Here is a 12,863-nt window from a genome sequence, read left to right as displayed (position 1 = left end):
AAGCACGGCCGGGCAATGGCCTTACGCACAAGGCGAGTTGCCCCTGCTTCGGCAGCAAGTCAGCTGATTCCTCGGCGACTTGCATCCATGGAAACCTGTCCGGCGCCCCGCACATCAACCGTCCCGCTATCGGGCGGGGCGCCGGGCGGAACGCTTCCGCACTCTTTTGTTCTCTTCTGCTCGACCACCGCGCCCTCCCCCGGCGCGGCATCCCCGCCGGTCAGGCGGCGAAGGAGATGGTTCACGTGTCCGCTACGCCCGTGTTGGCGTTGCGAGGGGTCTCCAAGCGATTCGGTGCCGTTCAGGCGCTCACCGATGTAGAGCTCGAGGTCCACGCCGGCGAGGTGGTCGCCCTGGTCGGCGACAACGGCGCCGGTAAATCAACGCTGGTCAAGACGATCGCCGGGGTCCACCCCATCGATGACGGAGTCATCGAGTGGGAAGGCAAGAGCGTCCAGATCAACCGGCCGCACGACGCCCAGAACCTGGGCATCGCGACCGTCTATCAGGACCTGGCGCTCTGCGACAACATCGATGTCGTCGGCAACCTCTACCTCGGCCGGGAGCTCCGTAAGTTCGGAGTCCTCAACGAGGTCGAGATGGAGCGCCGCTCCCGCGAGCTCCTCAGCACGCTGTCGATCCGCATACCCAGCGTCCGTATCCCGATCGCCTCGCTCTCCGGCGGTCAGCGCCAGACCGTGGCCATCGCCCGTTCGATGCTCGGTGAGCCGAAGCTCGTCATCCTCGACGAGCCGACCGCGGCCCTCGGCGTCGAGCAGACCGCTCAGGTCCTCGACCTCGTCGAGCGGCTGCGCGAGCGCGGTCACGCGGTGATCCTCATCAGCCACAACATGGCCGACGTCAAGGCGGTCGCCGACAAGGTGGCCGTGCTCCGGCTGGGCCGCAACAACGGCGTCTTCGACGTCGCGACCACCTCGCAGGAAGAGATCATCTCCGCGATCACGGGCGCCACGGACAATGCCGTGACCCGCCGCGCGGCGCGCAACGGGGAGGCCCAGAAGTGAGCACCGACAACACCTCCAAGCCGATACTGGCGAAGATTGCCGACGCGCCCGCCGAGAACCCCGCCGCGGCGGACGGCTCCGTCACCGCTGTCGACCCCCGGCTGCTCGTCCGCGAGCAGGGCCTCTCCGGATACCTCGGCGAGTTCAAGCGCAAGATGAAGGCCGGCGACCTGGGCTCGATCCCCGTCGTCCTGGGCCTGATCATCATCTGGGCGATCTTCCAGAGCCTCAACTCGAACTTCCTCACCGCGGGCAACCTCTCGGACATCTCGGTCGCCATGGTCGGCACCGGCATGATCGCGGTCGGCATTGTCTTCGTCCTGCTGCTCGGCGAGATCGACCTCTCGGTCGGCTCGGTCAGCGGTGTCGCGGGCGCCACCTTCGCGGTGCTCAATGTCACCCACGGCATGTCCGAGTGGCTGGCCCTGATCCTGGCGATCCTCACCGGCGCAGCGGCCGGCGCGATCCACGGCTACGTCTTCGCCAAGATCGGCGTCCCTGCCTTCGCCGTCACCCTGGCCGGTCTGCTGTTCTGGAACGGCTTCATGCTCCAGATCCTCGGCTCCAACGGCACCATCAACCTCGACTCCGAGGGTCTGGTCGCCAAGCTGACCAGCTACTACTTCAGCGATGTCGCGGCCGGCTACGGCCTCGCCGCAGTCGCCGTGGCGGCGTACTTCCTGTCGTCCTTCTTCGACAACCGTCGCCGTGAGGCGGTGGGCGTCCCGTCCCGCCCGCTCAGCGAGATCATCGTGCGCACGGTCGCGCTGGCCGTGGTGGCCTTCGCCGTCGCCATCATGTTCAACCAGTACAAGGGTCTGCCGCTCGCCGTGGTGATCTTCCTGGTCATGCTGGTGGCGACCGACTTCGTCCTGCGCCGCACCTCTTACGGCCGCAAGGTCTTCGCGCTCGGCGGCAGCGTCGAGGCGTCCCGCCGCGCCGGTATCAACGTGGTGATGATCCGGACCTCGGTCTACGCGATCTCCGGCACCTTCGCCGCCATCGGCGGACTCTTCATCGCCTCCAAGATCACCTCCGCCAACCAGGGCGCGGGCAGCGGTGAGCTTCTGATGAACGCCATCGCGGCGGCCGTCATCGGCGGCACCAGCCTCTTCGGCGGCCGCGGCCGCACCTGGAACGCGCTGCTCGGTGTGCTGGTCATCATCTCGATCCAGTACGGCCTCGCCCTGCAGGGCATCGCCTCGCCGATCCAGTACATGATCACCGGTGGTGTGCTTCTCGCCACGGTCGTCATCGACGCAGTCACCCGCAAGACCCAGAAGACGGCGGGCCGCGCCTGACCGCGGAACCCGCGCGTGTGCCCGGCACCCATCGCGGTGCCGGGCACACGCACGTACGCAGGCACGTACGCATCAAAGGGCATGTACGCATCAAAGCGCACGTCCGCAGCCGATCCGGTCCCGAACACGCCGCCCGATGACCTCGCGCGCAGACGGAACATTAGACTCATCGGATCGGCATGCTCGACCAGCTCGAAACGCAAGGAGGCACGGGTGGCTCTGCTGACCCGCATCGGTGGACCGCGTGACCTGGACCGGCTCACTCCCGAGCAGCTGGACCAGCTCGCCGGAGAGATCCGGACCTTCCTCGTCGACGCCGTTTCCAAGACCGGTGGCCACCTCGGCCCCAACCTGGGAGTGGTCGAGCTGACCATCGCCCTGCACCGGGTCTTCGATTCGCCGAAGGACAAGGTGCTTTTCGACACCGGCCACCAGAGTTATGTGCACAAACTGCTCACCGGTCGCCAGGACTTCTCGAAGCTCAAGAGCAAGGGAGGCCTGTCCGGTTACCCCTCGCGCGCCGAGTCCGAGCACGACATCATCGAGAACTCGCACGCCTCCACCGTCCTCGGCTGGGCCGACGGTCTCGCCAAGGCCAACGAGGTACTGAAGAAGGACGACCATGTCGTCGCGGTCATCGGTGACGGCGCGCTCACCGGCGGCATGGCCTGGGAGGCGCTGAACAACATCGCCGCCGCCAAGGACCGTCCGCTCGTCATCGTCGTCAACGACAACGAGCGCTCCTACGCCCCGACCATCGGCGGCCTCGCCAACCACCTGGCCACCCTGCGCACCACCGACGGCTACGAGCGTTTCCTGGCCCGCGGCAAGGACATCCTGGAGCGCACCCCCGTCGTCGGGAAGCCGCTGTACGAGACGCTGCACGGCGCCAAGAAGGGGCTGAAGGACTTCATCGCCCCGCAGGGCATGTTCGAGGACCTCGGTCTGAAGTACGTCGGCCCGATCGACGGCCACGACATCGAAGCCCTGGAGTCCGCGCTGCAGCGGGCCAAGCGCTTCGGCGGCCCGGTCATCGTGCACTGCCTCACCGAGAAGGGCCGCGGCTACACCCCCGCCCTCCTCGACGAGGCCGACCGCTTCCACGCCGTCGGCAGGATCCACCCCGACACCGGCCTCCCCATCGCCACCTCCGGCCTCGACTGGACGTCCGTCTTCGGCGAGGAGATGGTCAAGCTCGGCAAGGAGCGCAAGGACATCGTCGCGATCACCGCGGCCATGCTCCAGCCGGTCGGCCTCACCAAATTCGAGAAGGAATTCCCGGACCGGATCTACGACGTCGGCATTGCCGAGCAGCACGGCGCGGTCTCCGCGGCGGGCCTCGCCACCGGCGGACTGCACCCCGTCTTCGCGGTGTACGCCACGTTCCTCAACCGGGCCTTCGACCAGGTCCTCATGGATGTCGCGCTGCACAAGTGCGGCGTCACGTTCGTCCTGGACCGGGCGGGTATCACCGGCACCGACGGTGCCTCGCACAACGGCATGTGGGACATGTCGATCCTGCAGTGCGTGCCGGGCCTGCGGATCGCGGCTCCGCGCGACGCCGACCAGGTCCGCGCCCAGTTGCGTGAGGCCGTCGAGGTCGACGACGCCCCGACCGTGGTCCGCTTCTCCAAGGGTGCGGTCGGCCCGTCCGTCAAGGCCGTCGGCAAGGTCGGTGGCATGGACGTCCTCCGCAGGGCCGACACGGCCCGCCCGGACGTCCTCCTGGTCTCCGTCGGCGCGCTCGCCCCGATGTGCCTGGAGATCGCCGATCTGCTGGACGCCCAGGGCATCACGACGACGGTCGTCGACCCGCGCTGGGTCAAGCCCGTCGACGAGGCCATGGCGCCGCTCGCCGAGCAGCACCGCGTCGTCGTGACCGTCGAGGACAACAGCCGGGCCGGCGGTGTCGGTTCCGCCGTCGCCCAGGCGTTGCGCGACGCCGGGGTCGACGTACCGCTGCGCGACTTCGGTATCCCGCCGCGCTTCCTCGACCACGCCTCCCGCAAGGAGGTCATGGCCGAGATCGGGCTGACCGCGCCGGACATCGCCCGTCAGGTCACCGGGCTCGTCGCCAAGCTGGACGGCCGCTACGACAGCGGCGCCGACAGCCGCTCCGTGATCGAACCCGCGCGCGACTGACCTGTTCGAGCACGGTCCCCGCGACCGATACGGCAGATGGGCCGGTCGGCCACCCTGTACGGGTGGTTCGACCGGCCCATCTGCGTGAAATCGCCCGGTGCGGAGCCTCCCGCGACCGATGAAGTCCCAATCATGGCGTACACGACGAGTGCGTGGAGGTACGCCGGTGACTGCCCAGCAGGACACACCACCCAGGAAGGGCGGACTGTTCCGGACCAAGACGGTCGAGCAGTCCATCCTCGATACCGAGGAACCGGAGCACGCGCTCAAGAAGTCACTCTCCGCCCTGGACCTCACGGTCTTCGGGGTGGGTGTCATCATCGGCACCGGCATCTTCGTCCTCACCGGCAAGGTGGCGAAGGAGACCGCGGGGCCCGCCACGTCCCTCGCCTTCGTGGCCGCGGGCATCGTCTGCGCCCTGGCCGCGCTCTGCTACGCCGAGTTCGCCTCCACCGTGCCGGTCGCGGGGTCCGCCTACACCTTCTCGTACGCCTCGCTCGGCGAGCTGGTCGCCTGGATCATCGGCTGGGACCTGGTGCTGGAGTTCGCCCTGGGCACGGCGGTGGTGGCGGTCGGATGGTCCGGCTACGTCCGCTCGCTGATGGACAACGTCGGCTGGCACATGCCCGACGTGCTCTCCGGGCCGGATGCGGCACCAGGATTCGGCTTCGACGTTCTGGCCTTCGTCCTGGTGGTCGTCCTGACCGTCATCCTGGTGCTCGGCATGAAGCTCTCCGCCCGGGTCACGACGGTCGTGGTCGCCATCAAGCTGGCCGTTGTCATGATCGTGATCATCGCGGGGCTCTTCTTCATCAAGGCCGCCAACTACTCGCCCTTCATCCCGCCGGCGCAGCCGCAGCCGGCCGGCTCCGGACTGACCGCGCCGCTGATCCAGCTGATCTTCGGTTACGCGCCCACGAACTTCGGCGTCATGGGCATCTTCACCGCAGCCTCCGTCGTCTTCTTCGCCTTCATCGGCTTCGACGTCGTCGCGACGGCCGCCGAGGAGACCAAGCTCCCGCAGCGAGACGTGCCACGCGGCATCCTCGCTTCGCTCTTCATCTGCACGGTGCTCTACGTCGCCGTCTCGCTGGTGGTCACCGGCATGGAGCACTACACCGAACTGTCGGTGAGCGCCCCCCTGGCCGATGCCTTCAAGGCCGTCGGCCACCCCGTCTACGCCGGATTCATCAGCTTCGGCGCGGCGGTCGGCCTGACGACGGTGTGCATGATCCTGCTGCTGGGTCAGACCCGGGTGTTCTTCGCGATGAGCCGCGACGGGCTGCTCCCGCGGTTCTTCTCCAAGACACACCCGAAGTTCGGCACCCCGTACCGCCCGACCATCCTGCTCGGCGTGATCATCGCGATCGTCGCCGGCTTCACCAGCATCAACGAGCTGGCGACGCTGGTGAACATCGGCACGCTCTTCGCGTTCGTCGTCGTCGCGCTGGGCGTCATGGTGCTGCGTCGCACCCGCCCCGATCTGCACCGCGCGTTCCGCACCCCGTGGGTGCCGGTGCTCCCGATCCTCTCGGTGGCCGCGTCGGTGTGGCTGATGCTCAATCTGCCGGCCGAGACGTGGCTCCGGTTCGCCATCTGGATGGCCATCGGCGTGATCATCTACTTCACGTACGGACGCAGTCACAGCCGGATCAACCAGCCCGTCAGCCGGCCATAGTTCACGTGGATCATTCGGTACGCGACGGCGGCACCGGCCGCACCGTACGGGGGCCCACGCACCGCGCCCCGTACGCCTCCACCCGCAGCCGCAGCTCCCGGTCGGCGGTGACGACGACACAGGTGCGGGCTGCCGGACGGGACACGGCATCGGCGACCAGTTCGACGATCCGGTCGTCACCGCTTCCGGGCGCCGCTTCCACCCCGACCCCGGGACGCGATTCGACGCCCCGGGCCGCGCCCTCGACGACCAGGACCAGCTCGACGGGACCGGGGAAGCCGTCCAGGCCGTCCGCGGCGAACGGGACCAGCGCATCCCGCAGCCTCTCGGCCGCGCCGCGCCGGTCCCGCCACCATCCGTCCGGTACCGACCCGACCACATTGGCCGCGTCGACGATCACCAGGGCCGGTTCGCTCAACATCCCCGAAGGGTGTCATGCACCGACCACGGCGCTGTCCGTCATCCGCCGGTGGCGGGGGACTTCTTCGCGGACTCCGGGATCGTGGCGTCCTCGCGGATCGCCTTCCACAACGTGTTGGCCTGCGGCTGCACCGCCACGACCCGGTTCGGATCCACCTTGTCGTATGCCACCGGGAGCATGATCGTCTCCATCGAGGCAGGATCGACGCCCTGCATGGAGCGGGCGAACTTCGAGAGCGACGTCAGCGAGGCGAGACCGTCGTCGGTCGTCAGCGACTTGGTCGCCGAGTTGGCGATCTTGTACGTGTTCGTCGGACTGCTCAGCAGATCCTGCGACTTGACCTCGCCCAGCAGCGCCAGCAGGAACTGCTGCTGCAGCCCGATCCGGCCGAGGTCGCTGCCGTCCCCGATGCCGTGCCGGGTGCGCACGTACGCGAGCGACTGGGTGCCGTCGAGCTTGTGCGGCCCCGCGGTGAGGTCGAGGCCGGACGACGTGTCGTGGATGTCCTGCGGAACATCGACGGTGACGCCGCCTATCGCGTCGACCAGATCCTTGAACCCGGCGAAGTTGATCTCCAGGTAGTGGTCGATCCGCACCTTGGACATCTTTTCGACGGTCTTGACCACACAGGCCGGACCGACCTGCGAGTAGACGGAGTTGAACATCACGCGGTTCGCCGACGGTACGGCCGAGCCGTCGGCCTTCGTGCACTCGGGCCGGGTGACGAGGGTGTCGCGCGGTATGGACACGGCGACGGCCCTGGTGCGGCCCTCGGGAATGTGCACCACCATCGCGGTGTCGGACCGGGCACCGCTGACGCTGCCGCCGCCGCCCAGTTCCTTGTTCTCGGCGCCGGCCCGCGAGTCCGAACCGAGGACCAGCAGGTTCTGCCCGCTGGTCGGCAGCTTTTCGGGCCGGTCGTCGCCCAGTGCCTTGTTGATGTCGACGCCCTTGATGTTCCCGTCGAGGCTGCTGTACAGCCACCAGAGGGTGCCACCGGCGGCGAGGAGCAGCACGAGCACGATGCTGAGCGTGATCTTGAGGCCGCGGCGGCGCTTGCGCGGCGCTCGTCTTGACGGGGGTACAAGGGGCGTGCGCGATTCGGTGCCGGAGGTCTGATCTGTCATGGGCTCGTCTAGTTCTTCCGTCGGGACACGCCAGAACGCGTGCGAGAGGGGAGGAATGGGTGGTGGGCGGGCCATGTTGTGCCGAAGTCGCTCCGTGGGGTACCGCGCTTCTGCCCAGGCATGATTCGTGCCTCAAAGTCGCATTGTGCGACAGGAATCACTCGGAAATCGACCCTGTCGAGTATTATTGTGACACCAGTTGTTGCCGTTAAGGCGAAACTGGGCGCTCAATAGAGACACATGGGACTCCGCCCAACGCCGTTCGGCACCGGAGAAGGCATTCAGTGAGAACGGTCGGGGAACGATGAGTTTGCGTACTGGGCGTCGGCGTGCCGCAGTTCCTGCCGGGAGGGCCTCTGCCGCATCGGCCCAGCACGTTGCGAGGCACTCCGAAGTCCTGGCCGCGCCACCGCTGAAGACGGGCTGGCTGGTGTCCGCACCCGATGGCCGCCTCACTGCATACGCCCCGGCCAGGACCGGAGGCATCGTCCGCTGGACGGAGTCCGCCACGGGCCGCGACGGCTGGGCGGCCCCCGAACTCCTCCTGTCCGATGCCCGGCTGCTGCCGTATGCGTGCGTGGCCAACGGTCCGAGCGGCTTTGTCGACCTGTTCGGCCTGAGGCGTACGGGCGACAGCCCCCAGTCCCCCCTCGAGATCGTTTACGCCTCCCAGTACCAGGCCGGCCGCCCGATGACCGGCTGGCACTCGGTCGGTAACCCGCACGGCAAGGACGCTGCGAAGGCGTCGGCCATCGGCGCCCCCGTTGCCGTCGTCGACGGCGCCGACGCCCTGCACGTGTTCGTCCGCAATGCCCTGGGGGGAGTGTCCGCGCGCAGACGTGACGCGAACGGCGTGTGGGGCAAGTGGACGTCCATGCCGTGCAAGCGGGTACGTGAGGGGCTGTCCGCCGTTGTCACCCGCTCCGGCCGCATCGAGCTCTTCATGCCCGCAGACAAAGGCGTGTACGTCTGGCGGCAGGAGACCCCGGGAGGCCCGCTGGACCGCGCCCCCAATCTGGTCTTCATCGCCCGGCCGGACACGGCCTCCGGCACCGAGACCTACGAAGGCAGGGTCACCCACTACTGGCGTGACGAGGAGTCCGGCGAGGTCGTGGCCTACCGCCTCCCGACGGCAGGCGTCCCCGATATCGCGCCCGCCCCGCTGGGCGGCCACTCGGGGCGTGGTCCCCTCGCCCTCAGTCGGTGCCTCGTCGACGGCTACGACTGCACCGTCCTGGCCCAGACGGAGGAGACAGGCACCCTCGCCCTCACCGCCTACCCGACCGAACTGGAATCCGCCGGGGCCTGGTGGGCGGACACCCGCGAACCCTGTGAGGGCACCCCGGCGCTTGCTCTGGACCGCGACGGGCGGCTGGTCGTCGCGGTCATCGGCAGGGACGGCCGGATGAAGGTCACCAGGCAACGTGCCGACCAGCAGGGAATGGCGCTGGAGGGCTGGCTCCGGCTGTGAGCCGGTGCCGGTGGTCCGCGCCCGGCTCCCCTGTACGCCCGATGTACGAGTCATGTTCACGCGCCGCCGTCAATCGGCCTTCTCGGAGACCCGGACCGACAGTTCGGTGCCGGCCGTGTAGTACGGCTTCACCGTGACCGGCTGGCCTTCGCCGGTGGGCACCACCATGGTGGGGTAGCCGAACACGCTCTTCACGTCCACCACGTCCGTCAGAAAGCGGCCCAGTCGCGCAACGACAGGGTCGTGGCGTAGCCCCACCCACAGGTCCCACAGCTCGTGCCGGGACACCAGTTGCTCGGCCAGATCGGATGCGGGCAGCGAGAAAGCGAAGTCGGCGCCGCCCGAGGAGACGCCGGGCAGCCAGAAGCCCGATTCCTCGACACCGCGCCTGCGCATCAGCAGCAGAGGCTCCGCAGAACCGAAGTCGGAGCCGTAGAGCAGTCCCCGCAGATGCATGACTCCCCCGTCGACCCAGACCTCGGTCGCCTCGGCGTGCCGGTCACGGGTCCACGTACGCAGCGCGAGATGGCCGCTCTCGGTGGCGTAGGGAAGCTGCACAACGGTATAGGCGGGTCCGGTGGCCACCGGACCGAAGCCACGCAGATCCAGGGTGCCCGGCCGGACCTTTGTCGGCTTGCCGTCGCCGGTGTCCAGATGGACGTCCCAGCGGCCTTCGGCAAGAACCCCGGGATCCGACGGAACGAGCGCCTCGTACAGATGCGGGAAGGGCCCGTCGGCCGGCAGCAGCGGGAGCCTGACGGGCCGTTCGTTGCGTGCCGCCTTCCGCTTGCGCAGCACCAGTTCGAGGTCGTTGCGGCCCTCACGCACGCCCTCCAGGCGCAGGTTGATCAGCCCGCTCTGAGCCACCGCACAGGAGACGGTGACCTCGGCAGCGGGTCGGCCCTCACGACGAGTCCGGCGGGCCATTCTGATGACGTTCTCGAACCGTCCCGCAGAGACCTCCGGACCGTAGGCACGGGCATCCTCCCGCGCCTGGCGGCCCAGCGCGAGGCGTCCCGGTTCGTCTTCGATCAGGCGCAGTAGCGCGGCGGCGAAAGCGCCGCTGTCGTCCACCGGGGTGAGCAGGCCGTTGACCTCGTGACGGACGATCTCCTGCGGCCCGCCGGGGCAGGCGGTGGAGACGACGGGCAGCCCACAGCGCATGGCCTCGGCGAGCGCCAGGCCGAAGGACTCCCGCTCCGATGTCCCGGCGGCGATGGCGGCCGCGGCCCATTGGGCCTCCAGTCGTGGTTCCTCCATCATCAGGAACACGTGGTTGTACATGTCCAGTTCGGCGATCAGGGCCCGGAGCTGGCCGTACTCCGGACCGGTCCCGAAGATCCGCAGCTGCCAGTCGGGGCGAACTCCCGCGACCTGCGCGAATGCCTGGATGAGCAGGTCGAAGCGCTTCTCCGGAACAAGGCGCCCGGCCGCCATCACCACTCGAGAACGCCCGTCGGCGGGACGAACCCGGGGATCGGGTACGCAGTCGGGATGTGCGTAGACCGCGATATCACCCGGCAGCCCCGCCCTGGTCACCGCCTCGGCCTCGTCGGCACTGGGCACCACGACCGCGTCGAGCCGGCCGAGCCCCGCCCAGGCGCGGCTCTGCTCCTGCGGGGACAGCACGGTGCTCAGCTGGTGCAGCTGGCCCAGGCGCAGCGCTCGAGGCCGGCCCCAGCGCGCGACGTAGGCGGCCAGCTCGAGGCTGGTGCCTACCACCACCTGGGCCTGGGTGGCGGACAGGTACTCCTCGACCTTGTCATCCGTCAGCTGGCTGTAGCGCCAGGACATCTCCTGAGTACGCGGAATGATCCGGGACGGAGTGAGCCTGCGGATGTCCTGCTTGTCGGGACGACGGCCCTCGCGCAGATCGAGCAGCGAGACGACCTTCACCCCGTGGGCGGGTGCGATGGCAGGCCGGTCGAGCCAGCGGAACACCGAGATGATCCGGACCTCGTGCGTATCGGCGAGGGCGCCCGCGAGATTGAGCACGGCGCGGGTGGAGCCGTCCGCGGCATAGGCGTTCTGAATCAGGAATTCGATCTTCATCGCGACGCTGTGGACTTCTCGTACGGACTCGGAAGCGGAAAGTACGCTTCGAAGAAGGGGTGGATCAGTGCTTCCTGATCGGCCACATCGTCCTCGGTGGTGAAGGAGTCGTTCACGCAGAAGACGGCCGCGTCCCGGCGTTTGAGCAATCGGTCCAGTTTCTTGGAGAGCTGGACCATGGAGAGATGAAGATAGGCGTACGGAATGGTGTCGGGCACTCCGCGCCCCGTGAAGTAGGAGTAGTACGGATACATGCAGGTGCCGACGTCGATATCGGTCCGGCTGCGGAATCGCGCGGCCGCGGTCGCCCGGAACACCTCCGCGAACTCCCGCTCCATCTCCTCCAGGACACTGCGTCGCAGCGGCACGGGGGTGTGCTTCATCGCGTCGATGATGGTGCGGCCGAACCGGTCCTCGAGCAGAGCCCGGACGTTCTTGCGGGCCACCTCGTGCGGCAGGTCCTCCGGCTGGACAGGACCCATGGGGATACGGACGGTGTCCGGGTAGTACTTCGAGGCCCCGTTGGGCAGGAAGAACTCGTGCGGAGTGATCGGCCGGCCGACGAACACATCGTCGTTGAAGTGGATGAAGTGCTCCGAAAGCCCTGGAACGCGATGCAACTGGGCGCTGATCGCGTGGGAGTTGAAGACCGGAAGCCGACTGGTCTCCCGGAAGATCTCCCGGTGCGAGACCACGGTGATGCCCTCTGCAGCCTCATTGAGCCAGTGCGGAACCTGATCGTCGGTGACCAGGAAGATGTGCCGTACCCAGGGGGCGTACATGTGCAGCGAGCGCATCGAGTAGAGCAGCTCGTCACGGTTGATGTAGCGACCGGCGCTCGCCGATTCCTCGTGGAAGACGTCCCCGGACGCCTCGGCGCGGCGGCGCTGCCAGGCCGGGTCGTCGCTGTCCACCCAGGTGTAGACGACGTCGATGGGGAAGGTGATCTCGTCGGCACCGGTGCAGACGAACTCCTGGCGAGTGGGCAGCCCGATCCGTGCCGGCTTCCGGCCCCAGCGGCGCTGCTTGTGCAAGACCTCCGCCTCCGGGGGCGCGAGGCGGGAGAAGCGGTGGGGTGAGACGAGGGTCATCTCCCCGTGCACGGGGAGGAAACTCGCGCCCCGGTTGATCCGCGGCGGAAGCAACCGCCCTTCCTCCTCCCGCCAGAACTCGATGTCGCAGCCGTACTCGGTGCCGTACACCAGATCGCCCGACGGGTCGGCCTGGAACCAGACTGCGCGCAGCACGTCGACGGTCTCCAGCCCCTGCCAGGACGCCTCACGGGAGCCGAGGTGCAGCAACTCACTGGTGCGCTGGACGGGCACTTTGCGCTGGATGTACCCGGGGCTCGCGTTGAAGAGCGACCGCATTGTCTGGGCGACCCGGCCCTTCTGGGTGTCCCGGACACCGATTGCGGACGAGGTGTCCTCGGTTCCGGGCACCACGAAGTGCTCGACGCCGGCCCGCGTCAGCGCCGCGGACACCAGCTGGAGGTGCTGGGCGCGGACCGCGAGCGGTGTGAGGCCTGGCTGCACGTGCGCCAGGCGGCGGTGCATGCCCACGGGGACTTCGTGCAGGCCCGGTGCCAAGGGGCGCTGCGGACGGTCGACCGCGGCATTGATCGGGTGGATCACCGAATACTCCAG

General features: G+C 68.3%; 9 protein-coding genes. 5 read left to right on the top strand and 4 right to left on the bottom strand.

Annotated elements, in window-relative coordinates; genetic code table 11:
- The first annotated feature begins 236 nt into the window (after positions 1 to 236).
- From OG972_RS10170 to OG972_RS10155, 4 genes are all read left to right on the top strand, one after another.
- A complete protein-coding gene (locus tag OG972_RS10170; RefSeq protein ID WP_266980278.1) occupies positions 237 to 1,025 on the top strand; it encodes an ATP-binding cassette domain-containing protein in 789 nt (262 codons plus the stop codon).
- Entirely contained in the window at positions 1,022 to 2,326 is a 1,305-nt protein-coding gene (locus OG972_RS10165) for a sugar ABC transporter permease (RefSeq protein ID WP_266980276.1), read from the top strand. The genes OG972_RS10170 and OG972_RS10165 overlap by 4 nt, the downstream gene beginning before the upstream one ends.
- Positions 2,327 to 2,539: 213 nt before the next feature.
- Positions 2,540 to 4,468 (top strand): 1-deoxy-D-xylulose-5-phosphate synthase, encoded by a 1,929-nt coding sequence (gene dxs, locus OG972_RS10160; RefSeq protein WP_266980274.1) that lies wholly within the window; start codon positions 2,540 to 2,542, stop codon positions 4,466 to 4,468.
- A gap of 166 nt (positions 4,469 to 4,634) precedes the next feature.
- Entirely contained in the window at positions 4,635 to 6,146 is a 1,512-nt protein-coding gene (locus OG972_RS10155; RefSeq protein WP_266980272.1) for an amino acid permease, read from the top strand.
- Positions 6,147 to 6,156: 10 nt separating this feature from the next.
- Here OG972_RS10155 and OG972_RS10150 read toward each other — a convergent pair whose 3' ends face one another.
- Together OG972_RS10150 and OG972_RS10145 are read right to left on the bottom strand one after the other, a co-directional pair.
- Positions 6,157 to 6,567, bottom strand: a complete 411-nt coding sequence (locus OG972_RS10150; RefSeq protein WP_266980270.1) for an NTP pyrophosphohydrolase — start codon at positions 6,565 to 6,567, stop codon at positions 6,157 to 6,159.
- A gap of 38 nt (positions 6,568 to 6,605) precedes the next feature.
- Positions 6,606 to 7,694, bottom strand: coding sequence for an LCP family protein (locus tag OG972_RS10145; RefSeq protein WP_266980268.1), 1,089 nt, complete (start codon positions 7,692 to 7,694; stop codon positions 6,606 to 6,608).
- A gap of 430 nt (positions 7,695 to 8,124) precedes the next feature.
- Here OG972_RS10145 and OG972_RS10140 point away from each other — a divergent pair, with 430 nt between their 5' ends.
- The gene (locus OG972_RS10140) at positions 8,125 to 9,165 is read left to right on the top strand and encodes a hypothetical protein (RefSeq protein WP_266980266.1); all 1,041 of its coding nucleotides are present in this window, start codon (positions 8,125 to 8,127) and stop codon (positions 9,163 to 9,165) included.
- Positions 9,166 to 9,234: 69 nt separating this feature from the next.
- Here the strand turns inward: OG972_RS10140 and OG972_RS10135 are convergent, their stop codons facing one another.
- A complete protein-coding gene (locus tag OG972_RS10135; RefSeq protein ID WP_266980264.1) occupies positions 9,235 to 11,217 on the bottom strand; it encodes a glycosyltransferase in 1,983 nt (660 codons plus the stop codon).
- Positions 11,214 to 12,851 (bottom strand): stealth family protein, encoded by a 1,638-nt coding sequence (locus OG972_RS10130; protein WP_266980262.1) that lies wholly within the window; start codon positions 12,849 to 12,851, stop codon positions 11,214 to 11,216. Before OG972_RS10130 ends, OG972_RS10135 begins: the two co-directional genes overlap by 4 nt.
- Between the last annotated feature and the right edge of the window lie 12 nt (positions 12,852 to 12,863).

The organism is Streptomyces sp. NBC_01669, assembly GCF_026339735.1.
GTDB classification, from domain to species: Bacteria; Actinomycetota; Actinomycetes; order Streptomycetales; family Streptomycetaceae; genus Streptomyces; species Streptomyces yanii.
This window is presented reverse-complemented; position numbering and strand designations above follow the sequence as displayed.